Source organism: Roseixanthobacter psychrophilus (assembly GCF_043195195.1).
Lineage (GTDB): Bacteria > Pseudomonadota > Alphaproteobacteria > Rhizobiales > Xanthobacteraceae > NCEH01.
The window spans coordinates 1-25,781 of sequence record NZ_JBAFWT010000048.1 but is presented as its reverse complement, the minus strand read 5'-3'; the positions used below and the strand labels follow the sequence as shown (position 1 = coordinate 25,781).

Below are 25,781 nucleotides of genomic sequence, written 5' to 3'. Positions count from 1 at the left end.
TTAGGCCGCGACCACGACATCAGGTCGACAAGAGCCTCCTTGCCATCCGCCTGAACGACAAACCGGCGAGGATTGATCACCGATACGTTCGGTCCGCCACGATCTTCGCCTGCCGGTATCTCCGGAAAGCGGGCGCGACGCCCCCGGCTCACAGCGCGACCTCACTGGCGGCAAGATCGAGCCCCCATTGATCGATCGCCGCATCGACCAGCTCCTGGCTATCTTCCAGATGCTCCAGATAGATGTACGTGCTCTCGATACGGCTATGTCCCATCAGCCGCTGCAGCTTGAGCAGGGGATCACCGATCAGTCGACGCCAAGCCTGCCCAACCTGCTCGCTTCGGTTATCGATCACCCAGCCGATCTGCTCTCGCAACAACAGCGTCAGCATATGAACGGCAAAACTGTGCCGCAGCATGTGCGGGGTCACCTCGATGTCGAGACCGAACCGTTGGCACCGCGCGCTCGCCCGCAGGAACACCGCTTCCCATGCCGCCATCGGCATCGGGAAGCCGCCTTCGGTCAGCCACAGCGACAGCGGCATGTTGCTCCCGTTGTGAACGAGCCGGGCTCGTTCCAGCGGCGTCAGCATGTCGATGCTGACGCGCGCGGTCTCTCGGTCGCTGACGATGCGCATCGACCGACGATCGTATTCGACGACCCGGATCGCCCGATCGATCCGGGCAACGCCATTATGCATGCCATATCGGACCAGCGTATTGGCCCGTTCCAGAGCGATATAGTCATGCAACTGCCGCACAAGACGGAGCGGCAGCCGGATCTCTCTCCCTTTTTGCCCCTTCGCAGCGGCCGCCGCCAGCCGGAAGGGAACCGACCGAGCACCGGTCGGTTGAGCCGACTCGTACCTCGGCAGCTCCGTTTCAAGCAGGCTCGACGCCTCCTGAAGGCGCAGTCCGGTCGTAATCAGCAATTCCGCGAACAAGGCGTTGCGTTCACTGTTTCGCCCACGCCAGGAAGGATCTTCCCGTCCGTCAGGAAGGCGGCCACGCAGACCGACATCACGGAACAGCCTGTATCGGGCGAGGTCGAGGAACCGCATGTTGCCCCGCCGCGCTCCGGTCTCCCGCGCACTGTTTGCCGAGACTGTTTTGACGGCGCCGCTTGGCGCAAATCGTGTCCAGAACTGCCGATAGGTGAAGGGAGCTGTCTCGATGAGCTTTTCGTCGACGGCCCAGCGATAGAGCTTATCGAGAGCGGCAATCGAACGGTTCCACGAACCGGCCGAGATCCGATAAGACGGTTCCGACAGACGCCGCGCCTCATGGAAGGCCGCAATGTCTCCCCGGTCGGCTTGCCAGGCGGATTTTCCGTCACGACGTTCGGAAAGAAAGCGCAGCCAGACCGCAATATCGCGGCCATAGGCCCGCAAACTGTTCATCGACCGCACGCCCATCGTCGGACAAGCGCGGAAGAAACGGTTCAACTCGTGATCGTAGCTGCCGTCATCGCGGAGAATGAACGGCATGCCATCGACAAGCCCCAGGGACTCCGCGCCTCCGATTTCGACCGCCGAGAGAGCATGGACCATGCCACCAACCGTAGCGGATCTCTGTAGCGCCGAAAGATCAGTGAAGAAGAGCTGCGGTATCGAATTCTCCTTGGCCGCGATTTTCCCGCCGGGACGGGCTCGAGCCCGCCCCGGCGGGAAAATCGCATCGCCTCACCTTGAGCGGGGAAGGATGTCATTGGCGTTGATCCTACGCTGCAAAGGTCACAGCGATGAGACGGAACACAGAGTCTGGATAACGTCCAAGTGCCACGGCCTGGCGCCTTCCACGTCCCGATCAATTTCGCCCGCACTGCCGCCCATGAGCTGTCGCATTGGACGGGGGCACGGACGCGTCTCGGACGCGACCAGAGCGGGCAATTCGGCTCTAAGCCCTACTTCGTCGAGGAATGCGTGGCCGAGCTCTCGGCCGCCTTCGTCTGCGCGTCGATCGGCATCGTCCCGACCGTGCGCCATGCCGACTATCTCGGCGCCTGGTTGGACATCGTTCGCGAGGACAATCGTGCCATCGTCCGCGCTGCCAGCGCCGCCTCCAAGGCAGCCGACTATCTACTGACCCTGCTTCCGGACGCTGATGGATTGGCAGACGAGGACGCGGACGGCGACAAGCAGGAGGTGGCGTGATGCGCGGCCCCCTGCCCGGACCCAAACCGACTGAGCCGTTCCGTGTCCTCAGCCTCGGCGCCGGCGTACAGTCGACCACCCTCGCCCTGATGGCCGCGCATGGTGAGCTGGGGCCCCTTCCCCACTGCGCCATCTTCGCGGACACCGGCTGGGAGCCACGCGCGGTCTACGATCATCTCGCCTGGCTCCGTTCGGAGGCGGTCCTGCCATTTCCGGTGCATGTGGTGGCGGCTGGCAATCTCCGCGACGATCTCCTGGACGGCGCCGGCGGCCTGCGGTGGGCTTCGATCCCCGCTTTCACCCGCACCGTGACGCCCGCGGGCTCCCCGATCGCCGTCTATGGCGAAGATGAGGATGGCGAAGACGTCCAGATCGGCGAGCGGGTCCTCGCGACCGATCTCGTCGACGTCGGCATGATCCGCCGCCAATGCACGTCAGAGTACAAGATCGTGCCCATCCGCAGGAAGGTCCGGGAGCTCGCAGGTCTCACCGGCCGACACTCGCCGAACCACGCTGTCGTCGAACAGTGGATCGGCATCTCGCTAGACGAAGTGGTCCGGATGAAGCCGAGCCGGGAAGCCTGGCAGGTCAATCGCTGGCCCCTGATCGAACAACGGATGGGCCGTTGGGATTGCCTGCGCTGGCTCGATCGGCACGGATATCCTCGACCGCCGAAGAGCAGCTGCATCGGGTGTCCGTTCCACAGCGACGCCATGTGGCGCGCTCTTCGCGACCACGACGCGGAAGGGTGGCGTGACGCGGTCACAGTCGACCGCGCGATTCGAACGGGCATGCGGGGCATGCGCGCCGAGCTCTACCTCCATCGTTCGGCCGTTCCGCTGGAGCAGGCGGATCTGTCGACCGCCGCCGACCGCGGTCAGCAGGATCTCTTCGCGAACGAATGCGAAGGCCTGTGCGGCGTCTGAGCCGATGATCTCAACTCCGCTTCAATGCGACGAAGCTAAATCACAGCAGGCCGATAATTCTTCCGCCGGCAACGCAATAACATGGCCGGCGGGAACAAATCCAAGTTCGTCACAGAGATCACGGAACGCGATCCGACGTGATTCTTTCTCGGCTTCGGCAGCGACACAGACTTGCACACGCTCGTTCTCGCACAGATCTGAAGGGCTGCAGATTGCGCAGTTCATCCGGTGCAGCGTGCGCTCCCACGCGACCAGCGCCATCAGATAGGCGCGGTGCGCGGCGACGGCGCGCTCCTCCAGGGAACCTGGCTCGGGTGCGGCAACCTTCGCCATATTTCAGGTCTCCCACTCCCAGGGCATGTGTCTGCGGTCCGCCCCCGCAAACATGCCCTCGACCACCCATGATCGGGGAGTTGGAAAACCGAGAGTACCCGGTCCCTACGACCTTTAGCACCCGGGGGCGCCTGGACATACGTCGCAGGCTCCCCGACCGCATGGTCAAGGAATCCGGCGCCGTAACGGCCGGCGCCAAACCGGTACTCTTGGGGTTTCCACGCCCCAGGGCGGCGCGTACCGCCCCGCAGCTTTCATACCGAGTCGGGGCGCTCGGTTCCAGATCGTTGTTCGGCCGTCAACATTTCCGTCGCGGGCGCCGGCCGGGCTACGGCCGTTCGTGCCCGAGCCGAGAGCGAGAGAGGGGCCGGGTCACTTCGTGACGGATCAGGAGGCGGGGAGAGAGGCTCCCGGCCGGTCCGCCACGGAGAACGAACATGGCACCTGCCATCCAGAAGATCGTCCTGAACGGCGCCCGGGACATCGCCTTCAACAAGCTGATCCTGTCCCAGGCGAATGTTCGCCGGATCAAGGCCGGCGTGAGCGTCGAGGAACTGGCGGAGGATATCGCCCGCCGCAAGCTGTTGCAGAGCCTGAATGTCCGCCCCGTGCTCGACGAGGAGGGAACCGAGACCGGCATGTACGAGGTTCCCGCCGGCGGCCGCCGCTACCGTGCCCTCGAACTCCTCGTGAAGCAGAAGCGCCTCGCCAAGACTGCGTTGGTGCCCTGCGTCGTCGGGGACGCCTCGTCCGGCACCTCGGCGGAGGAGGATTCGCTTGCCGAGAACGTCCAGCGCCAGGCGCTCCACCCGCTCGACCAGTTCCGCAGCTTCAAGGCCCTGATCGACAAGGGCCTTAGCGAGGAGGAGATCGCTGCGCGCTTTTTCGTGCCGGTCAATGTCGTCAAGCAGCGGCTGCGGCTCACGACCGTCTCGGAAAAGCTGCTCGAGGTCTATGCGGCCGAGGATATGACGCTGGAGCAGCTCACCGCGTTCAGCGTCTCCTCGGACCATGCCCGCCAGGAGCAGGTCTGGGACAGCCTGTCCCGTTCCTACAACAAGGAGGCCTATTACATCCGCAGGCTTCTCACCGAGAGCGCGGTGCGCGTCAGCGACCGTCGCGCTCAGTTCGTCGGCCTCGACGCCTATGAAGCCGCCGGCGGCGTGGTGATGCGTGATCTCTTCACCGACGATCATGGCGGCTGGCTGCAGGATCCGGCGCTTCTCGACCGGCTGGTCGACGACAAGCTCAAGGCGGAGGCGCAGACCATCGCGAGCGAGGGTTGGAAATGGGTCTCGGCGGCACTCGACTTCAAGTACGGCTACGCAAACGGCCTGCGCCGTCTGGTTGGCGAACCGATCGACATGTCGACGGAGGAGCTTGCGGGCTACGAGGCGCTCAAGGCCGAGTTCGATGCGCTGAACGAGCAGTATGACAGCGCCGACGAGCTTCCCGACGAGGTCGACGAGCGCTTCGGCGAGTTGGAGACGGCGATCGCCGCCTTTGAGCTTCGCCCGCTTCGCTACGATACGGCCGAGATCGCGCGCGCCGGCGTGTTCGTCAGCATCGATGAGGATGGTGCGCTCGAGATCGAGCGTGGCTTCGTCAGGCCGGACGACGAGGTAGCCCCTGACGCCGATGCCGGCTCGGAGATCGGGGGCGACAACCCCGGTGCGGGCGTTCGTGCATCTACCTCGCAGGCGGCGATCACCGTCGGCGGCGAGCCCGCAGGCGAGAGCGGCGGCGCGGAGTCGGAACCGGAGGAGGAGGACGCCCTCCGTCCGCTTTCCGAGCGTCTGATCATCGAGCTGACGGCGCATCGCACGCTGGCCCTGCGCGAGGCGGTCGGGGCGGATTTCGACACGGCCTTCCTCGCGGTGCTGCATGTGCTCGTGCTGAACGCCTTCTACCGCTATGCGTCGGACACCTGCGTCGAGATCACCGCCAAGAGCAGCGGCTTCACGGCTCAGGCCCCGGGCCTGAAGGACACGCCGTCCGCCAAGGCGATCGGCGAGCGGCACGAGGAATGGCAGAAGCACCTGCCGGAGAAGTCCGCGGATCTGTGGAACGCCCTGGTCGCTTTCGACGGCGACAGCCGCCAGGCGCTCTTTGCGTACTGCGCGTCGCTCTCGGTGAACGCCGTGCATGAGCCCTGGAACCGCAACAAGGACCGGCAGGCTCACGCCGATCATCTGGCGCGCGCCGTGACGCTGGACATGGCGGCGGTCGGCTGGGTTCCCACCGTCGAGAACTATCTCGGCCGCGTGCCCAAGGTCCGGATCCTCGAGGCGGTTCGCGAGGCGAAGGGCGAGCAGTCCGCCCAGCTCATCGACCACCTGAAGAAGGCCGACATGGCGGCGGAAGCCCAGCGCCTGCTCGCCGATTCCAGCTGGCTTCCCGAGCCGCTGCGCACGCGCGAGATGTCCGACGAGGAACTCGACGCATCGGCCGGCGACGCGGGCGACGAGGACCTGCCTGAATTCCTCGCCGGCGACATCGATGCCGACGAAGGCGCGGATGGCGATCCCGACGGCGAGATCGAACACCTCGACGCGGCCGAGTGATCCGCTGACACGCCGGGGCGGCATCGGTCGCCCCGGCACTTTCTCACCCATCATCCCGCAGACGAGCCCGGCCCCGCGCCGGGCTTCGTCGTTTCTGGAGCTCATCATGTCCGCGAAAGCGATCTACGACAACGCGCCGCTCGGCGCCCTCATCCGGTTCTCCGACGGCCGCCCGCGGCCGCCCGCACGTTTCACCAGGAAGCTCGCAGCGTGGGAGCGGTCAAACGGCGTCGGCCGGCTCATCCGCAAGTCCCCGCCCTTCGGAACCGGCCGGCTTGCCAGTCCCGCCACCATTACCTTGCATGAGGGCGACATCAGCAGCGCCAATGTCGTGCTCGTCATCGTCCACCGTACCCATGGTGTCGACAGCGCCTTGCAGTTCGAGGTGATCGACGTTCCGAAGCCGGATAGCTGGCGCATCGTGCGGCCCTGTGGCGAAGCCGTCGAGCTTCTCCATCTCGCCGATGACCGCGCCGCGGCCGATGCCTGGCTCAGGCAGAACCGACACCCCGGGGCCCGCATCGAGCTGGTCGACGACCTCGGCGATGCATCCGCCGACGCCGACGCATCGGGGTCTCCGGCGCAGGAGGCCGTGTGATAGACTGGTACGCCGACTGCTCCTATCACGCTGAACGCAAGCGCCGGTTCCACGCGACGGCCCGAGCGCGCCTGCGCCAGCTCGTCGCTGAATTGCGCCTTCCTGCCGGCCGCTTCGATCTACGCTCGAACCAGGGCGGCATCGCCGTCTCGGGCGAAATCACTCTCCATGGCGAGCAGATCTATGTGCAGGTCTGCCAGCCGGCGACCCGCGCCGACACCGGCATCCTCATTCGAACCTGTCGCGATCGCCGTGACTATACCGGCGGCGCCAATCACTTCGCGCCGCTGTCCCTGCTCGACGACATACCCGCCCTCGCCGCGCAGGTTCGCGCCGTGATGGCGACCAGACCGGGCGCATCGCGCGCCGCCTGATGTCCCATCCCCATCAACCTGGCAGCCCGGCAGCGATGCCGGGCTGCTTTCGTTTCAGGAGCACGACGATGCCTGCCTTCACCATCGAGACCACCTATCACCTGCCGGTTTTCCGGCATCAGACTTACGAGGCCGAGACGCTCGCACAGGCGTGCCGTCTGGCCATCGAGGACGACGACTGGTCGCGCGAGCAGCGCGACTATGAGAGCGCCGGAGAGACCTATGTGTCCGGCATCTGGCCCGGCGTCGACGCCGCCTATTATGGCGTCGCGTTGCCAGTGCCGAGCCACTTCGGCGAGGGCGTCACCCGCAAGGCCGATCATTTCGAGATCCTGCTCGGGCTCCTGAAACTGCTCGCCCAGGACCGCGATCTCGATGGGCAGGAAAGATCCTACTGGATTCCGCGCGCCCATGCGGCGATCGCCAAGGGCGAAGCGATCCTTGCCGGCGCCCGCGACCCCGATATCGGCGAAGTCCCGCCGACCGGCTTCGTCGTCGCCCGGGTGATCAACGGCTTCGGCGAACAGGACTACCTGTGCGGCTGGGACCCCGAATGGGGAACACGTGCTTCCCTGTCGATTGCACGGGCGCTTCGCTTTCTCGAGCGCAAGGACGCCGACGCCGCTTGCGAACGTGCTCGCCTGCTGGTGCCGACCTTCGTCGACGGACGACCCATCGAATACCAGGTGATCCCGGCGCCGCCGTGATCGACCGCGGTTTGTCCTGTGCACACTTCTCCTCAAGCGTCCCCAACCCGCCCGGCTTCGAGCCGGGCTTTTCATTTTCAGGAGCCCATCATGACCAAGGACAACCCTACGCCGATCACGCCGGCCAGCCTCGACGACTGGTCGAGCAAACTCGACGAACACCGTCGGCAGGCCGTTGATCGTCTCACGGCAAACAAGGAGGCGCTGTTCGACGCGCTCGCGGCCGCCGGCATCACCAGCGTAGCCCTCAATTTCGACGGCTATGGCGATAGCGGGCAGATCGAGAGCATCGACGCCCTCGCGGGAGCCGAGGCCGTCTCGCTTCCGGACACCCTGGTCAAAATGACCGGTCCTGCATGGCGGGAGCCCGAAGCCAGGACGCAGTCACTGTCGCTGCGGGCCGCCATCGAGGAACTCGCCTACGACTTTCTGGGCGAAACTCACAGCGGCTGGGAGCACAGCGACGGCGCCTATGGCGATTTCACATTCGACGTCGAACAGCGGTCGATCAGCCTCGACTACAACGAGCGGTACAGCGCCACCGAAAACTACGTCCACGAGTTCTGAGGAGGCGACGATGGCACATCCCTATCACCACGCTTTGTCCTCGGTGAAGAAGTGGGGCGGAACGGTCGAGGACTATCTCGCAATTCATAGCTGGTTCGATGCATCGAAGCAGATCACCGCGGACTTTCGCCACCGCGCCTTGCGGCACCACGCCGAGGGCATCTTCATGGCGGAGACCATTTTCGGCACCACGATCACGCTCTCGACCGGCCGTGCGATCCCGACCCGCTGGGTCGGCGAACAGCATGTTCAGGAGGATCTCGGCTTCATCCCGTCCTTCGCTGATTGGGTTCGGACCATCCGCCCGGAGCCCTGGATGGGGCGCGCGTAGCGCCTTGAACTCCAGGTCGATCCCGCCCTGGCGGCAGCGAGCACGGAGGCGGCCTGATCATGTACGGCACCTATCTTCGGCTCGACATCACCGTTCATGCGAGCTGGCAAGCCGTCGTCCGCGCCGCGTCTCGCAAGCTCGCGCGACAAGCCCGGCACGATCCCGCCAAGCGTGCCCAGCGCAAGCAGTTCTACCGCGTGATGCTCGAACATCACCGCAACGCTCAGGAGCTCGTTCGCACATTCCGCCTGTGACGCGCTCGTCGTCCACCATCGCGATCCGTCGCATCCGCCGATGCGAACACGTCGTCCGTCCTTTCCGCTGCCCGGCCCTCGCGCCGGGCTTTTCATTTCAGGAGCAGACCCAATGGCTGACTATCACTCTCCCACGGTGATCCAACCGACCATCCCCAGTGCCGACATGACGGCGCTCGAGCGCTTGATCCTCGGCCACATCTTCGACACGGAGGCGGACGGAGACGGTCTGTACCTCTTCGCCGAGATCGGTCCGAGCGACAGCTTCGAGCTCCCGGTTCCAGACCTTCGGCGTGCGATCGCCGCCTCGGCCGACACCGAGAGTACCGTGAACGCCTATATCTCTGAAAGGGTCGCGGCGCTCACCGATGACGACACCCATGTCGAGATCGACCTCAGCGGGATGTCGTGGGAATTCATCCTGCAGGACATCGTCCGGCGCTCGCCGACGCTCGACCATGTCACCGCCATCTCCGCCTTCACCTGCACCCGGATGCGTCCGGACGGTTTCGGTGGCATGGCCGTCGTCATCACGGCTGATGCCATCCGTGGCAAATCCACCAACGACATCGTCGAGGACTTCCTTGGAGACGATGCGCATGATGCCCTCTATGCCGGCACGCATGTTCTTCTTCGTGTCCGCGAGCACGCGGTCAAGGAGCAGATTGCCGAGGCGATCGGGGCCGACCCCGATCTCACCTCGATCAACCCGGACGCGGTGACCGAGAGCGACATTCGCTCCGCCTGTCTCGATGTCGTCGCTTGCAGCGATCTGTCGGAAGAACAAGGCGCCGCCGAGTTTCGCGCGGCGGTCGCGGCCATTCGTGCCGCCGAGCGGCGCGATCAGGCGCCCGGCTGACCTCCCCTTCCCTGCTCACGCCTCCGTTTGCGCCCGGCCACTGTGCCGGGCTTTTGATTCAGGAGACCTGCCATGGCTATACCCGACCATGCACGCGCGAACTTCCAGACGCTCCTGCGGGCCGCCCGCGACGGAAACCTCGCTTTGCTGGAATGTGCTGACGCGGTGACCGGCGCGCCGCGATACGTGATCTGTGCCGTCGGTCGCGACGGCGCTGACTTCACGATGACCCCCTTTGGTCATCTCGCCGATGCGGACCCCTACGACGCCTATCTGCCGCCTCTCGAACCGCCGGCGACGTCGCCGTCGACCTGACGCGCCCACAACAGGTCCTGTCTGGACGCCGCACTTTGCGGGTCAACGGACACGCCGTTTCCGCCCCGACCATGAGGTCGAGCGTGACCTGCAAAGCCTGGCTGCGTCCCGCCGACATGCCGTTGCAGTGCAGATCAGGAGGTGATGGCGATGTGCAAGGTTCTCAACAAGCACAAGATCGGCGTCCCGCACGGCGCCATCTATATCGGCCGCGGGACAAAGTGGGGCAATCCATTCAGGATTGGCCCCGATGGCGATCGTGCAACCGTCATCGCGAAACATGAGCGCTGGCTGCATGACCAGCATCATCTTCTTCGAGCTCTCGATGAGCTTCGCGGTCACGATCTCGTCTGCTTCTGCGCGCCGGCAGCGTGCCACGGCGACCTCCTGCTGCGGCTCGCCAGCGCGACGCGCGAGGAGCGCATCGCCTGGTGGCGCCAGGCGGCCTAGCGCCGCCGATTCATCACGTACCCATGGAGGCGTCCCCGCTGTTCTGGCGCGATCCGGCATAGTTCCGGTTCCGGCATACCGTCTGTCCTGGCGGTCATCTTGCCCATGCCCCGTGTATGAGCCGTGGCCATCCCTTCCATTGCCACCTTGGTAGCGGTCTCGCCGGCTGTGCCGGTCAACCCGCGAGGGGTTCCCCTCGTCTACTCGGTGACCGCGCCGTCCAGCCCTCTCCTATGGCGTCATCGGGAATGACCCCGACCAATTTCAGAAAGACTGGATCATGAGCAGGACGACCATGCAGACGCCGCCGTACCATCCCGACGATATCGCAGTGTGGCCGGATGGGGCGTGGGCGACGCTCGGAGAGGTGTGGCGCGGCGAGTTCAGCCACCGATCCGACGACTTCGAAATTGTCCGTCTCGAAGATATCGCGAGGCTGAAAGAGCTCGGCCTGGCTGATGACTTCGATGTTTCCTGAGCCGCTGAACACTGGCCGCCGCCCATTGCGGCGGCCAAGCATCCATCAGCGCTGACTCCGAGAAGCCGCAGCCGGGAGTGGACAGAGCCATGGTCCGCGCCCAGCCCAAGAGTGAGAGGAAGGCCGGAAAGGGGCGATCCGGCCGGGACTGAGAGAGAGAGCGACCGGCGGATTGCCCATCCCAGCTCTCCCGGATCGCCCCCCATGAATGGCCTTCACACCTCCACGGCAGCGTGTGCCGCGGCGCCTTCCGCTCTCGCGTCTCCCGCCCCGTCGAACGCAGCCCAAATTCTTGCGGCCGCCGAGCTGCTTCTGCCAGAGCTCGCACGCGGGCGCCGCATCACCACTTCCATTCTCCGCAGCGCGATGGAGGCGGCCACCGGCGGCTCGGATTCGGACGGCAGCTGGCTCTGGCGCGACGCCTATGAGGCCTGCGAGGTCGCGCAGGTCCTGTTCCTGCGCAAATATGGCCCGGCCATGCGCCGGCAGGCGGCAAAGCCCGCGGCGCTTCTCGCGATGCTGTCGCGCGTCGCATCGCTCCTGCCGACCCAGACCCGTCGCTCCGAGGAAAGCCAGAACTTTCAGCAGTTCTCGACGCCGATCGACCTTGGCATGGTGGCTGCCGTCGCTGCCGGCGTCACCGACGGCGATATCGTCCTCGAACCCTCGGCCGGCACCGGGCTTCTCGCCGTTCTTGTCGAGCAGCCAGGCGTCAGCATGGCGCTCAACGAGCTTGCCGAGACGCGGGCGGATCTGCTCGCAATGCTCTTTCCATCGGTCGCTGTCACACGCCACGATGCGGCGCAGATCGATGATCGGCTCGACGAGGGCAGCAGCCCCACCGTCGTCCTGATGAACCCGCCATTCTCCGTTGCCGCTCATGTCGATGGGACAGTGCGGGACGCCGCGTTCCAGCATCTCGTGTCTGCCTTCGCGAGGTTGCGGGACGGCGGCCGACTGGTCGCGATCACCGGAGCGAGCATGGCGCCGGATGCGCCACGGTGGCGCGACGGTTTCATCCGCCTCCAGGAGCGCGGGCGTGTCGTGTTCTCCGCCGTCATTGACGGCCGGGTCTACGCGCCCCACGGCACGACGATCGAGACGAGGCTGACGGTCATCGACAAGATGCCAGCCGAGGATGCGAGCGCGTTTCCGGTCTCGCCCGGTGCCGCGTCCGACGTCGGCATGCTGCTGGACTGGATCGCCGAGCGGCTGCCGAAGCGCGCGCCCATTGGGATGGCGGCGGCTCGCCCATCTTCCTCGTCCATCGTCAGGCAACCGCGCCAGATCCCATCGGCCGGGTCGCGTCCTCTTCGATCGACCATGCTGACGGCGCCTGACGAGCCGGTTGTCGAGCTCGCCTACGAGACCGTGGATTGGGCGCCGAGCGAGCGCGGCAGCCTCTCGGACGCGATCTATGAGGGCTACGCGCTGCAATCGATCCGGATTCCGGACGCGATGCCGCATCCGACCCTTCTGGTGCAATCGGCGGCAATGGCCTCGGTCGCGCCGCCCAAGCCGGCCTATCGCCCGCGGCTCCCAGCGAAAGTCGTCACGGACGGCCTGCTCTCCGATGCGCAGCTGGAAAGCGTGATCTATGCCGGCGAGGCCCATGCGGGCCATCTCGCAGGGTCCTGGACGGTCGATGCGACCTATGACGTGGTCGCCGCGGCGCCAGACGATGCCGAGAACGCGGTTCGTTTCAGGCGCGGCTGGTTCCTCGGCGACGGGACGGGGGCCGGTAAGGGCCGCCAGGTCGCCGGCGTCCTGCTCGACAACTGGATGCGCGGCCGTCGGCGCGCCGTCTGGGTCTCGAAGTCGGACAAGCTGCTGGAAGATGCGCAGCGCGATTGGTCGGTCCTCGGCCAAGAACGTCTCCTGGTCACGCCACTGTCGCGGTTCCGCCAGGGCGCGGCGGTTCGTCTCGACGAAGGCGTCCTGTTCACGACCTATGCGACGATCCGATCGCAGGAGCGCGAGGGGAAGGTCAGCCGCGTCCAGCAGATCGTCGACTGGCTCGGCAAAGACTTCGATGGCGTGATCGTGTTCGACGAGGCCCACGCCATGGCCAACGCCGCCGGCGGCAAGACCGAGCGCGGCGACCAGGCGGCCTCGCAGCAGGGCAAGGCCGGACTGCGGCTGCAGCACGCGTTGCCGGACGCCCGCATCCTCTACGTCTCGGCGACGGGCGCGACGACCGTCGAGAACCTGGCCTACGCCCAGCGCCTCGGCCTGTGGGGCGGCACCGACTTCCCCTTCGCCAATCGCGCGGAGTTCGTCGCCGCCATCGAAGACGGTGGCGTCGCAGCGATGGAGGTGCTGGCGCGCGACCTTAAGGCACTGGGGCTCTACGCGGCGCGGTCGCTCTCCTATGAGGGCGTCGAATATGAGCTCGTCGAGCATCAGCTCACCCCCGATCAGATCCGCATCTACGACTCCTATGCCGGCGCCTTCCAGGTCATCCACAACAATTTGCGCGCGGCGATGGAGGCCTCGAACATCCGGTCGGCGAAGGGCACGCTCAACGGCCAGGCGATGTCGGCCGCGCTGTCGGCGTTTGAAAGTTCGAAGCAACGTTTCTTTAGTCACCTCATTACCGCAATGAAGACGCCAAGCCTGGTCGCGGCCCTCGACCGCGATCTCACCGCTGGCCACGCTGGCGTCATCCAGATCGTCTCCACCGGCGAGGCGCTGCTCGAGCGACGCCTCGCGGAGATCCCGACCGAGGACTGGGGCGATATCCAGGTCGATGTGACGCCGAGGGAATACGTGCTGGATTATCTCCAGCATTCCTTTCCGACGCAGCTTTTTCAGCCTTTCACGGACAGCGAGGGCAATCTGTCGTCGCGGCCGGTCTTCGAGGACGGCCATCCGGTGCAATGCCGCGAGGCCGTGGCGCGCCGCGACCGGATGATCGAGCATCTCGCGGCGCTCGATCCTGTGCAGAGCGCACTCGATCAGATCATCCAGCGCTTCGGGACGGATATTGTCGCAGAGGTCACCGGCCGGTCCCGCCGTATCGTGCGCAAGGCCGGCAAGGACGGCCTCGATCGCCTTGCCGTCGAAAATCGCCCGGGCTCCGCAAACCTCGCCGAGACGCAGGCGTTCATGGACGACGACAAGCGCATCCTCGTCTTCTCCGATGCGGGCGGCACCGGCCGCAGCTACCACGCCGAACTCTCGGCGCGGAACCGGCGCCTGCGCGTCCACTACCTCCTCGAGGCCGGGTGGAAAGCCGACACGGCCATCCAGGGCCTCGGGAGGACGAACCGCACCAATCAGGCGCAGCCGCCTCTCTTCCGTCCGGTTGCGACCAATGTGAAGGCGGAAAAGCGCTTCCTGTCGACGATCGCGCGCCGGCTCGACACGCTCGGCGCCATCACCAAGGGCCAGCGCCAGACCGGCGGCCAGGGCCTGTTCCGCGCCGATGACAATCTCGAATCGGCTTACGCGAAAGCGGCGCTGCGGCAATTCTATCTGCGCCTCCTCACTGGCAAGATCGACGGGTGCTCGCTGCAGCAGTTCGAGAGCGCCACGGGCCTTTCGCTGACCGATAGCGACGGTTCGATCCGGGAGGAGCTGCCGGCGATCACCACCTTCCTGAACCGTTTGCTCGCCCTGACCATCGGCATGCAAAACCTGCTCTTCGATGTCTTCGAGACCATCCTGGTGGCGAAGATCGAGGAGGCCATTGCCTCGGGTCACTACGACGCCGGCGTCGAGACCGTGCGGGCCGACAGCATGGTCGTCGCCAAGCGCCGCACCGTCTACGTCCATGGCGCCTCCGGCGCCGAAACCCGCGTCTTCACGATCGCGCGGAAGGATCGCAACGAGTCGATGTCGCTCGACGAGGCGTTGCAGCGCGTTGCCGAGCGTGATGCCAAGCTGCTGATCAATGCCAAGTCGAACCGCGCCGCCGTCCAGGTTTCCGCTGCGAGCCTGATGCTCGACGACGGCGAGGTGGAGCGCCGCGTCCGCCTGCTGCGGCCGACGGAGCGGCATGCGATCGGCCTCGACGCGCTGTCGCAGACGCATTGGGAGGAAGCGGATCGCGAGAGCTTCGTTGCGGCCTGGTCTGCCGAGATCGCGGACCTGCCGGAGTTCACGACGTCGACGTTTCATGTCGTCACCGGCCTTCTGCTCCCGATCTGGAAGCGAATCCCCGACGAGACCTGCAAGGTCTACCGCCTGCAGACCGATGACGGCGAGCGCGTCATCGGCCGGCTGATTTCGCCGGCGGCACTCTCGACGCTCTATCGCAATCTTGGCCAGGATGGCGCGCCGACGCTCACCACAGGGGAAGCATGGGAGGCGGTCTCGGCCGGCCGCGCCGTCCTGCAACTTGCCGACGGGCTCCAGCTTCGCCGGGTGCGCGTGATGAATGATCATCGCATCGAGCTCACTGGGTTCACCGAGGGCATGCGGGACCGGCTCCGCGCGATGGGCCTTTTCAGCGAGATCATCGCCTGGAAGCTGCGCTTCTTCGTCCCGGTCGGCGTGTCGGGCTTCGATGTCGTTGGCCGGCTGCTGGATCGACACCCGCTCACGACGGTCATCGACCGCGCGGCCGCATGATTGGAGGCCGTTATGATGTCCTCCGCCAACTCGGCCTCCGAGCTGGCACGCCGCCTCGCGCGTCATGCGGAAGCGGTGTGCCGGCATTATCTCCGTGCCGGTCACAAGGAAGGTCGCTACTGGCTTGTCGGCGACACGCTCGGCACGCCGGGGCGATCCCTCTATGTCAGGCTCAGCGGCCCCGACTACGGCAAGGGTGCTGCCGGCAAGTGGACCGATGGCGCAACCGGTGAGCATGGCGACCTGCTGGATCTAATTGCACTCAACCGTGGCCTCACCGACATCCGCGACGCCAAGGATGAAGCGCGGGCTTTCCTCAGCCTGCCCCTGCCGGAGCTCCCTCCCCTTCCCGGATCACGATCTTCGTCGAAGCCGCGGAATACGTGCGAGGCGGCACGGTGTCTTTTCGCCATGGCGCGCCCGATCGCCAGCACGTGGGCCGACATGTACCTTCTGCACCGCGGCATCGCCTCAGCGATCGTCGATGACCGGTCCCTTCGTTTCCATCCGCATTGCTATTATCGCGACAATGATGATGCACCGACACGCACGTTCCCGGCTCTGATCGCAGCCGTCACCGACGATCGTGGACGCATCACCGGCGTGCATCGCACCTGGCTTCATCCCCACGACATTGGCGAGAAAGCGCCGGTCGCGTCGCAGCGGCGGGCGATGGGAGACCTTCTCGGCAACGGCGTTCGCTTCGGCATGCGCTCCGACGAATCCACTCCGGTGATGGCCGCCGGCGAAGGCGTCGAGACCATGATGTCGCTGCGCATGGTCATGCCCAGGATGCCGATGATCGCTGGACTGTCGGCCAACCACCTTGCCGCGATCCAGCTCCCGCCTTCGCTGGGACGTCTCTACGTCGCGGTCGATGCTGATCCCGCCGGACGCAGCGGGATGGAGCGGTTGAGCCGGCGTGCGCGGCAGCTCGGGATCGAGGTTCTGACGCTGTCGCCAAGGCTCGGCGATTTCAACGAGGATCTTCGACGGCTCGGCAGCCCCAGCCTCGCTGCGGATCTGGGGTCCCAGCTCGTGCCGCAGGACGGAGCGCGGTTCCTGCTCGCGGCGTGACGGAATGCGCCGGGAGGGGAAGAGGTGCGCGGCATCGGGGAGCCGGTCGTGCTGATCGCAGGAGATTGTCCCTTGGCGTGAGAGGGCCGCATCCATGGCCTTCTAGAGGGCGAGTGGGTGTCAGAGCGGCCGGGCCGGCAAGTGCGGTCGGCAACTGTTTTCCGCCGGCAGGCAAAAGCCTGCCTTTGCATCGCGAACCAAAACAGCCCCCGCCCTGCCCTCCTCCGCGATGCTCCGGCCGCCGCACTGCGCTTGGCGGTGCAAGCCCGGCCCCTCCGCCGCCTGATCGCCACGAAGGCCGCGATGGGCGCGGCCGCCACCCCACGGAGGACATCCCCATGGCGATCGACCAGCACCCCGACGACGAGCCGATCCACGCTTCGTCCGCGACATCCCAGGTCATCCACGAACTGCAGCTCTACGGCCACCGCCGGCACCAGGACGAGCCCGATCCGAGACCCCTCCCCGATGAGCCCGTGGTCCGGGGCGCCCTCGCCGACATCTTCGACGCTCTCATCGCGACCCTGGCCGACACCCGGCTCGAGCCCGACCTCGAGGACCTGCTCTGGTCGACCGTCAACCTGTTCCACCGCGCGGCGGGCCGCATTCAGCGCGAGCTCGACCGCAACGAGGACGACCAGCGCAAGAGCCAGCAGGAGCAGGACGGCTCGGAGGTGCGCTCCGTCGAACTCGAACGCCTCATCGCCGAGGGCACGACCATGATTGAGCGCCGCGAGACCATGGAGTTCTTCCGTGAGCACGCCGCCGACCTCTTCGAGGCCCATGTCGGATCAGTGTGGCATCCGCGGACGGGTTCGAAGGTCAATCATCGCAACCTGACCGCCGCGGTCATCGACAGTCGGGACTTCCTCGCCGCCAAGCGCCGGGTTGAGATCGAGCCTCTGATGCCGGCCGGAGTGAAGGTCGCCTTCGCCGGCGGCCTCGACTGCAACGACTACCAGGCCATCTGGGACGTGCTCGACAAGGTGCATGCCAAACATGCCGACATGGTGCTGCTCCATGGCGGATCGACGAAGGGCGCGGAGTTCATCGCCTCGCGGTGGGCGGATGCGCGCAAGGTGCCTCAAGTGTCCTTCAAGCCCGACTGGACGCGGCACGCCAAGGCGGCGCCTTTCAAGCGCAACGACGAATTGCTCAAGGCGCTGCCGATCGGCGTCGTTGTCTTCCCAGGCTCCGGGATCACCGACAACCTGGCCGACAAGGCGAAGGCGATGGGCATCCCGGTCTGGCGGTTCGGGGGTGGCGCGTGAGCGTCGGTTCCCTTGAAGTCATGGGAAACATGGATATGATGGAAATCATGGATATTTTCGGGGAGCATTCACATGCGCGCCTTCACCACCAATGACCTCAACAAGCAGGTCGGCGAAGTCACCGATGCGGCGACGAAGGCGCCGATCGTCATCACGCGGCATCGCAAGCCCCGCTTCGTCATGATGAGCTACGAGCACTACCAGAAGATCAGGGGCGAAGGCGACCCCCGTCGCGTATACGCCGCCGGCGAGACGCCGGACGACGTCGCCTCGTTGTTCTCGGGCGAGCTCGATCGTCTGGCGAAGGGCGAAGGCTACGACGATGACCGATGACCTGCGGCCCGGCGCGATCATCCAGTATCCGTACCTTTGGAAGTGGCAGCAGCAACGCGGCGAGACCGAAGGTCGGAAGGATCGACCCGCCTGTGTCATCCTTGCAGTGCGCGGATCTGACGGTCTGACCCACCTTGCACTCCTGGCGATTTCAAGCCGCCAGCCGGGCTCCGAGCAGGTTGCGATCGAGGTTCCCGAAATCGAATGCCGGCGCGGCGGGCTCAGCGATCTCAAGCGGGCCTGGATCAGCGTCAGCGAGTACAATTATGATATCGCCGAGCGGTCCTTCTATCTCGATGCGGGCGAGCCCGCACTCGGACGTTTCAGTCGTTCCTTCATGATGAAACTTGCGAGCGCGGTTTCTCCCCTCTTCCGGGCCGGACAGGCGCGCATAGATCGCATCGACTAGCCGGCTTTCCGGACTTGCCGAAAGGCTTCGGTGCCGGCCGAAAGGCGCGTCGGACTCTTCCGTCAATGCGTCTGCTGAGCGCCGGCCCCGCTTGTTTGTGGTCTCTGCTGCGGCTTTGTGGGGATCGCGACGACCCTGTCGGGAATTGCCCTGTCACGTGGTGTGTTGTCCAGGATGCGGCCCGCGCGCTGGCGTGGGATCGACGTGAGGGTTCCTGCCGTTGGTGGTGGTCCGTGGTTCCGGCGGGCGTTGGCGCGGCGCGGCCGGCGCGATCGGGCGGAGCGCTGCAATTGTCCATCGCGGTGCTGGGGAACGAGGGCGTCCTGAGCGGCCATGACGGATACCGGACGAGGCGGCGCTGCGGCGCGCGTCCTGCCTGGCAAGGGCGAGGGCGGGCGTGGCCTGGAGGGTGTCCCCTGTGGTCGGTGGCTTCGAAGCCCATCCCCTCCTCTTTGCCGCCTGTGTCCGGGTCTCGGCCGCCTAGTGCCGTCAACCCCGCTGGCCACCCCACGATGCGGGCATCGCGGGGACCCCGACCGGGGGTTCCCCTGCGCTTCGCTGCGGTGACGACGGCGTCCGCCCCTTCCTTTGGGCGTCATCGGGGATGCTCCCCGAGCAACCTCAAGGAGACTTCACATGGCCACGATCGCAACCCTCACCCAGAAGGCGGACGGCAACCTCGAAGGCACGCTCGCCACCCTCAACGTCACCGCGCCGATCGCGCTGGTGCCGAACACCCGCAAGGCGAAGGACAATGAGCCGGACTACCGCGTGATCTCGCGCAAGAACGGCTTCGAGCTGGGCGCCGGCTGGAACCGGATCTCGAAGACCACCGGCGAGGAGTACATCTCGGTCTCGCTCTCGGCCCCCGAGTTCGGCACGATCTACGGCAACGTGGCGCCGGCGCCGGGCGAGGATCCCAACAAGAAGGTCATCATCTGGAACCCCGCCAGCTGACCCGAAGCCGCCGGCCCCGCAAACAAGCGGGGCCGGCGACCTCGCGGATTGAAGTCCGACTCGAGCCTGTGGGGGACTTGTTGGGTCGTTAGTTCGCGTGAAGCTGACGACGCGCGCGATCGACTTCGCAACTTTTGACAGCCGTGCAAAGTGGGAAAATACGCAATGAATGCAGCGGCATATCGCATTCCTCGCCCCTTTGCCTGCTCGCCGCGCTTCAATGCGCGCCGTTAACTTCTCATTAACTTAAAACCGATTGCCGTCGCGAGAGAATCGGGCATAATTCCCGCTTGGAATGACAATTCGTTCGGAAAAGCGTTATTCCGAGAAACGGCGAAAATGACAATGGCAATGCCCGCTGAGGACGTCGAGGCGTTCAGCTTCCACGAGACCATTCTCCAGCAAGGAGAACTGATCTCGGACAAGCTGAACATGCTTCGAATTGAGCACTACCCGCCCGATGCCACCAAAGGGCTGCGGCAGTTCTCACTCGCCGAGGTGGCGTATTTTTTGGGCGTAACGCAGTCCAACGTCAAGAAGCTGCATCTCGACGGGAAGGGTCCGACCCCTACCACCTCCGTCTCAGGACGTCGAACATACACCGCGGAACAAATGCTGGAGTTGAGGCAATATCTCGACCGGCACGGCCGGGCAGACTTCAAGAAGTACGTTCCCCACCGAAGGGCGGGAGAGCGCCTCCAAGTGATCTCCGTGGTGAACTTCAAGGGCGGCAGCGGCAAAACCACCACAGCAGCTCATCTTGCCCAGCACCTCGCTCTCACCGGTCATCGTGTGCTTGCGATCGATCTTGATCCGCAGGCTTCGCTTTCCGCGCTGCATGGCATTCAGCCAGAACTCGACAAGAACCCCTCGCTGTATGAAGCGCTCCGCTACGACGAAGCCAAGAAGCCAATCTCGCAGGTAATCCGCGCAACCAACTTTCCCGGACTCGACATAGTGCCGGCAAATCTGGAGCTTCAAGAGTACGAGTACGACACACCGCTAGCTGCCACTAACAAGGCATCTTCGGATGGTCGCATGTTCTTCACCCGTGTCACTGACGCTTTGAAAGAGGTCGACGATCGATACGATATCGTCGTGATCGATTGTCCGCCGCAGCTTGGTTATCTCACGCTGACGGCCCTTACTGCCTCCACGTCAGTCCTGATCACAATTCATCCGCAGATGCTCGACGTGATGTCTATGAGCCAATTCCTGCTTATGCTCGGAGGGATTCTGAAGTCGATCAGCAAGGCAGGCGCCCAGGTCCGTTTGAAGTGGTTTCGATATCTCGTCACTCGATACGAGCCCACGGATGGTCCGCAGGCCCAGATGGTCGGATTCATGCAAGCTCTGTTTCCAAAGCAGATGCTTAAAAGCCCGATGCTGAAGTCCACAGCGATTTCGGACGCCGGGATAACGAACCAATCGCTTTATGAGGTCGAGCGCTCCCAGTTCATCCGGGCGACCTATGACCGTGCGCTCGATGCCCTGAACGCCGTGAATGAGGAAATCACGACGCTCGTTCATAACGCATGGGGTCGCAAATGAGCTCTGTTTTGACAGCCGTGCAGAAGTCCGAAATGCCTCCACGCACCAATGGGTTGCTCCCGATGATAGGAGGTCGCCATGGCTCGTAAGAACCTCCTAGCCAGCGTTACTGGTCATGAGACGACGAAGGCTGATCACGAAGCCAGGTCTGAATATGCCAGTCGCGGCGCATCGCGCTCGATGATGCTGTCGATTGAGGAAATGGCCGAGAATGCCAAGAAGATGATTGCTGGCGAAGCCGTCGTCAGCCTTGATCCGAATTTGGTCGATGGATCCTTTGTCTCCGATCGTATTGAGGATGACGAGGAAGAGTTCGCTCTGCTGAAGCAGGGGATTGAAAAGGAAGGTCAACTGCAGCCAATCCTCGTGCGACCGCACCCGGATGTGGACGGTCGGTTTATGATTGTCTTCGGGCATCGTCGAACCCGGGCTGCGAAAGAGCTCGGCATCCCTGTTCGAGCGGTCGTGAAGAACCTCGAGGCGATCGCGCACATCGTTGCCCAGGGTCAGGAGAATTCCCGCCGCGCGAACCTGTCCTTTATCGAAAAGGCGCTGTTCGCCGCGAAGTTGCTCAGTATGGGGCAGAGCAAGGAAACGATTAAATCGGCGCTGAGCATCGACGACACGTTGTTGTCGAGGATGCTCTCCGTGGTGGAGTCGGTGCCATCCATAGTGGTCGATGCGATCGGAGCGGCGAAGTCCGTTGGGCGCGATAGATGGGAAGAGCTTAAGAAGCTTCTCGCTCTCCCTAAGAACGCCGAGTTCGCGCGCGAGCTGGTTGGCACAGACGACTTCCAGTCCGTCGAAAGCGCTGAACGCTTCAACCGTCTCCTCATGGAACTGAAGCGGGTGCGCAAGGTGGCGCGCAAGCCGGCCCATGATCGAGGGTCGGGAGAATGGGCTCCCGACGACCAGATGGTCGCGGCCAGTTATCGCAACACCGGAAAAACTTTCAGCCTCTCGCTCAAATCAAAAGACGCGAGTGAGTTCGGCCGCTTCATTTCGTCCAACCTTGAGACGCTCTACCGCGACTTCAAGGAGACGAAAACCCGCAATCAAGGAGATTAAACCGCAAAAGAAAAAAGCCCCCGAACGTCGCCGCGCGGAAGCCTTTTCTTTGATCTAAGCAACCAAAGAATCACATTTCCGCGAATCACTGTCAAGCGTTTCAGGCGTCGATTTTCGGCGAGCGGATTTCTTTTGCCTCATCGAAGGTGAAAGAACGTGGAACCACATCTATCGACGACGCCCTTCGGGCGGCGAACGCTGACGCTTGCCCATGTGGCAAATCAGGCGATCGCAAAAGCACGGCCGCCCGAAAAGGCGGTTCACAAATGGCACGTCTATCAGACGCTCTGCATTGCGAGGGTCACACTCGGCGTGTCCGAGCGCGCGCTGTCGGTGCTCAACGCGCTACTGACGTTTCACCCGGAGACCATGCTGACGGGGGAAGACCTGATCGTCTTTCCCTCGAACGATCAGCTGGCACGACGGGCGCATGGCATGCCGGCATCAACGCTGCGCAAGCACCTGGCCGTCCTGGTCGACGCTGGGCTCATCATTCGCCGCGACAGCCCGAACGGGAAGCGCTACGCCCGCAAGGGCCGCGACGGCGAGGTCGCGATGGCCTTTGGCTTCGATCTCGGCCCGCTCGTAGCGCGCGCCGAAGAGTTCGAACGGATTGCCGAGACGGTCCTGGCGGCCGAGCGCGAGATGAAGCTCGTACGTGAACGCATCACCATCTGCCGGCGCGACATTGCGAAGATGATCGCGACGGGCTTGGAGGAGGGAGTACCGACGAGGCGGGCAGGGCAGGGACCGGCCGACTGGACGGAGATCCACGGGCTCTTCCGCGCCGTCATGGCCCGGATTCCGCGCAATGCCACCCTCGGTGAGCTCGAGCCGATCGCCGAGGAACTCACTCTGCTGGCGGACGAGATCCTTATGCTGCTGGAAGTTCATACAAATACAGAAAAAACGAGCGCCAATGAGTCCACATTTGAGCGCCACAAACAAAGTTCAAAACCAAACTCCCTAATTGAACTTGAACCTGCTCTCCGAGAAGAGAGGGGGGCGAGGGCAGTGCCAGAACCCCAAACACCGCGGATGCCGGAAGGGTCCTACCCCTTGGGGATGATCCTCGACGCTTGTCCAGATATCTGCGACTACGCGAAGAGTGGGATTTCGAACTGGCGCGACTTTATGGCGACCGTCGCGGTGGTCCGGCCCATGCTGGGGATCAGTCCGAGCGCCTGGGAGGAGGCGCAAACCATCATGGGCGAGGTTCAGGCCGCCGTGGTCGTTGCGGCGATTCTCCAGCGCGGCGCCGCGATCAACAGCGCCGGCGGCTACATCCGCGATCTGACGAAAAAGGCCGAGACCGGAGGGTTCTCCCTTGGTCCGATGCTGATGGCCCTGATCGGCAGCCGGAAGCGGGATAAGAAGCGAGCCTGAGAATGGGAAGCCTATTGCCGCGGCGCGGGCTGCCGCAACCGTCAGCGCCAACCGAGAGCTGGGGCGACGTGGGTCAGGATCGCCTCGATGACATGGGCGTTGTACTCGACACCGAGCTGGTTGGGGACGGTGAGCAGCAGAGTGTCGGCCTCTGCGATGGCTTCGTCGCCCTTCAGCTGCTCCACGAGGACGTCCGGCTCGGCGGCGTAGCTGCGGCCGAACACGGCGCGCCGGTCCGCCTCGATGTAGCCGAAATGATCCTGGCTCTCATCGCTGCCGAAATACGCCCGGTCGCGATCGTCGACCAGCGCGAAGATGCTGCGGCTGACCGATACTCGCGGCTCGCGCTCGTGGCCGGCGGCCTTCCACGCCGCCCTGAAAATCCTGATCTGCTCAGCCTGCTGGACGTGGAAGGGTTCTCCGCTTTCGTCGAATTTCAGCGTCGAGCTTTGAAGGTTCATCCCGAGCTTCGCGGCCCACTCGGCCGTGGCGTTCGTTGCGGCACCCCACCAGATCCTGTCACGCAGACCATTGGAGTGTGGCTCGACGCGAAGCAAACCGGGAGGATTGGGAAACATCGGCCGTGGATTGGGCTGCGCGAAGCCCTTGCCATGCAGGACCTCGAGCAGCACCTCGGTGTGCTGCCGGGCCATGTCGGCATCGCTCTGGCCCTCGGGAGGGACGTAGCCGAAATAGCGCTAGCCATCGATCACCTGTTCAGGCGAGCCACGGCTGATCCCGAGTTGCAGGCGCCCGTCGGCGATCAGGTCGGCCGCGCCAGCGTCCTCGGCCATGTAGAGCGGGTTCTCATAGCGCATGTCGATCACGGCCGTGCCAATCTCGATGCGCGTGGTCTTGGCACCGATCCCCGCCAGCAACGGGAACGGCGAGCCCAGCTGCCGGGCGAAATGATGCACACGGAAATAGGCGCCATCCGCGCCGAGTTCTTCGGCGGCGACGGCGAGGTCAATGGACTGCAGCAGCGCATCGGACGCCGTCCGTGTTTGCGACTGCGGCGAGGGCGTCCAGTGTCCGAACGACAGAAAACCGATCTTTTTCATGAGGAGGCCGCGTCAGAGGAAGGAGCGAGCCTTTATCTAGGCCTTGAGCTCTCGGTGCGCCACGCCGTGCTCCGGCGAACGGAAACAAGGAGGAGGGGAGGGGGCTTTGCGCCGGCCGCCGGCTTACAGCCCAGCCGCCTTGGTGAGGTTGACCCGGAATCGGTCGCGCCGGCGCTGGTAGCGCCGTGTCATCTCGGCGGAGGCATGGCCGAGCTGCTTCTGCACGTAGCGCTCATCGACCTCGGCCGAAGAGGCGAGGCCGGCGCGCAGCGAATGGCCGGCAAACTTCATCTCCCGCTCGCCCTCGCTGAGGTCCGCACGCACGCCCGCGGCGAGCGCGGTGCGCTTGACCAGCCGCGCCACCTGCTGGTCGGTGAGGCGGTCCGGGCCGACGTCCTTGCCCTGGCCGGTGACACGGCGGAACAGCGGTCCGTGACCAATCCTTGCGAGCTTGAGCCAGGTCTGCAGCGCAATGAGCGGGCAAGTGGCGTCCGATGAGCCGCGACCGATCTCGACCTCGCGCCAGCCGTTCTTGCCGCGCAGGGTGACCAGCATCCCTTTGTCGAGGATCTCGACCCAGCCGCGGCCGTCCTCGGTCTGATCGCGGCCAGCATCGAGTGCGACGATTTCGGACCGCCGCAACCCGCCGGCAAAGCCGAGCAGCAGCATGGCGCGGTCGCGCAAGCCGCGCAGCGTGCCGCGATCCAGCGTCTCGAGCATGGCAATGACGTCCTCTGGTAGCACCGCTTCCTTTTGCACCGGCGGACGGCCATGGGTATTGCGGATGCCGGCCAGCACGGTGGCGATATGACGATCGGCGCGGTCGAGCGGCGTGCCGCGCTGGGCATAATTCCAGGAGAGGGCCGACAGGCGCCGCTCGATCGTGCCGACGGCGTTCGGCTTGCGATCGGCCGTCGCCGCGCCGGAGGCGCAGGCGGTGATGTAGAGCCCTACCACTTGCGGGTCGGGGGGCAGGGGAGACAGCGCCTGGCGCCGGCACCAGGCGGAAAAATGCGTCCAGTCCGCAGCATAGGCGCGGCGGGTGTTGGCCGAGCTGGCGGCCTCGACATAGTCCCGGGCGCGCTCAGTGAGGCGTTCGAGATGGGCGGGCAGGCCGGCCGCGGCGTCCAGCGTCGAAATGACGACGGGTGGCGGCGCTGCAGGGGAGGGCGCGGCGTGCTCCTG

At 64.9% G+C, this 25,781-nt stretch carries 24 protein-coding genes and 2 pseudogenes; 22 read left to right on the top strand and 4 right to left on the bottom strand.

Features of this window, described 5'->3' with window-relative positions:
• Positions 1-148: 148 nt before the first annotated feature.
• Positions 149-1,549, bottom strand: a complete 1,401-nt coding sequence (locus V5F77_RS24985; protein WP_429007899.1) for a tyrosine-type recombinase/integrase — start codon at positions 1,547-1,549, stop codon at positions 149-151.
• Between the two features lie 213 nt (positions 1,550-1,762).
• On the opposite strand from V5F77_RS24985, the pseudogene V5F77_RS24980 reads away from it, so the two are divergent.
• Positions 1,763-2,152 (top strand): annotated as a pseudogene (locus V5F77_RS24980) (zincin-like metallopeptidase domain-containing protein); the annotation flags it as partial.
• Positions 2,152-3,078 carry a hypothetical protein gene (locus tag V5F77_RS24975; RefSeq protein ID WP_429007898.1) on the top strand — a complete coding sequence of 309 codons (927 nt, stop codon included), beginning with the start codon at positions 2,152-2,154 and terminating at the stop codon, positions 3,076-3,078. The pseudogene V5F77_RS24980 and the gene V5F77_RS24975, both read left to right, overlap by 1 nt.
• A gap of 21 nt (positions 3,079-3,099) precedes the next feature.
• Here the strand turns inward: V5F77_RS24975 and V5F77_RS24970 are convergent, their stop codons facing one another.
• Positions 3,100-3,411 carry a hypothetical protein gene (locus V5F77_RS24970; protein ID WP_394015636.1) on the bottom strand — a complete coding sequence of 104 codons (312 nt, stop codon included), beginning with the start codon at positions 3,409-3,411 and terminating at the stop codon, positions 3,100-3,102.
• 437 nt (positions 3,412-3,848) lie between these two features.
• Between V5F77_RS24970 and V5F77_RS24965 the strand changes: the two genes are divergently transcribed.
• The 20 genes from V5F77_RS24965 (at position 3,849) to repC (ending at position 23,535) form a co-directional block, all read left to right on the top strand.
• Complete coding sequence (locus tag V5F77_RS24965; RefSeq protein ID WP_429007897.1) at positions 3,849-5,975, top strand: ParB/RepB/Spo0J family partition protein; 2,127 nt, start codon at positions 3,849-3,851, stop codon at positions 5,973-5,975.
• A gap of 106 nt (positions 5,976-6,081) precedes the next feature.
• Entirely contained in the window at positions 6,082-6,573 is a 492-nt protein-coding gene (locus tag V5F77_RS24960) for a hypothetical protein (RefSeq protein WP_429007896.1), read from the top strand.
• The gene (locus V5F77_RS24955; protein ID WP_429007895.1) at positions 6,570-6,947 is read left to right on the top strand and encodes a hypothetical protein; all 378 of its coding nucleotides are present in this window, start codon (positions 6,570-6,572) and stop codon (positions 6,945-6,947) included. The genes V5F77_RS24960 and V5F77_RS24955 overlap by 4 nt, the downstream gene beginning before the upstream one ends.
• Before the next feature lie 68 nt (positions 6,948-7,015).
• Positions 7,016-7,654: a hypothetical protein gene (locus tag V5F77_RS24950; RefSeq protein WP_429007894.1), complete on the top strand. Its 639-nt coding sequence runs from the start codon at positions 7,016-7,018 to the stop codon at positions 7,652-7,654.
• 90 nt (positions 7,655-7,744) lie between these two features.
• On the top strand, positions 7,745-8,221 hold the full coding sequence (locus tag V5F77_RS24945; RefSeq protein ID WP_429007893.1) for a DUF6878 family protein: 477 nt from the start codon (positions 7,745-7,747) through the stop codon (positions 8,219-8,221).
• A 10-nt stretch (positions 8,222-8,231) separates the two neighbouring features.
• A complete protein-coding gene (locus tag V5F77_RS24940) occupies positions 8,232-8,552 on the top strand; it encodes a DUF6915 family protein (RefSeq protein WP_429007892.1) in 321 nt (106 codons plus the stop codon).
• Positions 8,553-8,611: 59 nt separating this feature from the next.
• Positions 8,612-8,806 carry a hypothetical protein gene (locus tag V5F77_RS24935; protein ID WP_213375218.1) on the top strand — a complete coding sequence of 65 codons (195 nt, stop codon included), beginning with the start codon at positions 8,612-8,614 and terminating at the stop codon, positions 8,804-8,806.
• A gap of 166 nt (positions 8,807-8,972) precedes the next feature.
• Complete coding sequence (locus V5F77_RS24930; RefSeq protein WP_429007891.1) at positions 8,973-9,665, top strand: hypothetical protein; 693 nt, start codon at positions 8,973-8,975, stop codon at positions 9,663-9,665.
• Between the two features lie 72 nt (positions 9,666-9,737).
• Complete coding sequence (locus V5F77_RS24925) at positions 9,738-9,980, top strand: DUF6117 family protein (protein ID WP_429007890.1); 243 nt, start codon at positions 9,738-9,740, stop codon at positions 9,978-9,980.
• A 150-nt stretch (positions 9,981-10,130) separates the two neighbouring features.
• Entirely contained in the window at positions 10,131-10,430 is a 300-nt protein-coding gene (locus V5F77_RS24920) for a DUF4326 domain-containing protein (protein ID WP_429007889.1), read from the top strand.
• A 280-nt stretch (positions 10,431-10,710) separates the two neighbouring features.
• The gene (locus tag V5F77_RS24915) at positions 10,711-10,908 is read left to right on the top strand and encodes a hypothetical protein (protein WP_429007888.1); all 198 of its coding nucleotides are present in this window, start codon (positions 10,711-10,713) and stop codon (positions 10,906-10,908) included.
• A 204-nt stretch (positions 10,909-11,112) separates the two neighbouring features.
• A complete protein-coding gene (locus V5F77_RS24910) occupies positions 11,113-15,483 on the top strand; it encodes a strawberry notch-like NTP hydrolase domain-containing protein (protein WP_429007887.1) in 4,371 nt (1,456 codons plus the stop codon).
• A 15-nt stretch (positions 15,484-15,498) separates the two neighbouring features.
• Positions 15,499-16,560, top strand: coding sequence for a DUF7146 domain-containing protein (locus V5F77_RS24905; protein WP_429007900.1), 1,062 nt, complete (start codon positions 15,499-15,501; stop codon positions 16,558-16,560).
• A gap of 338 nt (positions 16,561-16,898) precedes the next feature.
• Entirely contained in the window at positions 16,899-17,831 is a 933-nt protein-coding gene (locus tag V5F77_RS24900) for a DUF2493 domain-containing protein (protein WP_429007886.1), read from the top strand.
• Positions 17,832-17,903: 72 nt separating this feature from the next.
• Positions 17,904-18,164: a type II toxin-antitoxin system Phd/YefM family antitoxin gene (locus tag V5F77_RS24895; protein WP_429007885.1), complete on the top strand. Its 261-nt coding sequence runs from the start codon at positions 17,904-17,906 to the stop codon at positions 18,162-18,164.
• Complete coding sequence (locus tag V5F77_RS24890; RefSeq protein WP_429007884.1) at positions 18,154-18,573, top strand: hypothetical protein; 420 nt, start codon at positions 18,154-18,156, stop codon at positions 18,571-18,573. Before V5F77_RS24895 ends, V5F77_RS24890 begins: the two co-directional genes overlap by 11 nt.
• Before the next feature lie 636 nt (positions 18,574-19,209).
• Positions 19,210-19,530, top strand: a complete 321-nt coding sequence (locus V5F77_RS24885; RefSeq protein WP_429007883.1) for a DUF736 domain-containing protein — start codon at positions 19,210-19,212, stop codon at positions 19,528-19,530.
• Between the two features lie 351 nt (positions 19,531-19,881).
• Positions 19,882-21,081, top strand: coding sequence for a plasmid partitioning protein RepA (gene repA / locus V5F77_RS24880; RefSeq protein WP_429007882.1), 1,200 nt, complete (start codon positions 19,882-19,884; stop codon positions 21,079-21,081).
• 78 nt (positions 21,082-21,159) lie between these two features.
• Positions 21,160-22,149, top strand: coding sequence for a plasmid partitioning protein RepB (repB, locus tag V5F77_RS24875; RefSeq protein WP_429007881.1), 990 nt, complete (start codon positions 21,160-21,162; stop codon positions 22,147-22,149).
• Between the two features lie 156 nt (positions 22,150-22,305).
• The gene (gene repC / locus V5F77_RS24870) at positions 22,306-23,535 is read left to right on the top strand and encodes a plasmid replication protein RepC (RefSeq protein WP_429007880.1); all 1,230 of its coding nucleotides are present in this window, start codon (positions 22,306-22,308) and stop codon (positions 23,533-23,535) included.
• A 41-nt stretch (positions 23,536-23,576) separates the two neighbouring features.
• Here repC and V5F77_RS24865 read toward each other — a convergent pair.
• Positions 23,577-24,596, bottom strand: a pseudogene (locus V5F77_RS24865) (LLM class flavin-dependent oxidoreductase).
• A 123-nt stretch (positions 24,597-24,719) separates the two neighbouring features.
• Positions 24,720-25,781 (bottom strand): tyrosine-type recombinase/integrase (locus tag V5F77_RS24860; protein WP_429007879.1); only part of this gene is annotated, 1,062 nt, incomplete at its 5' end.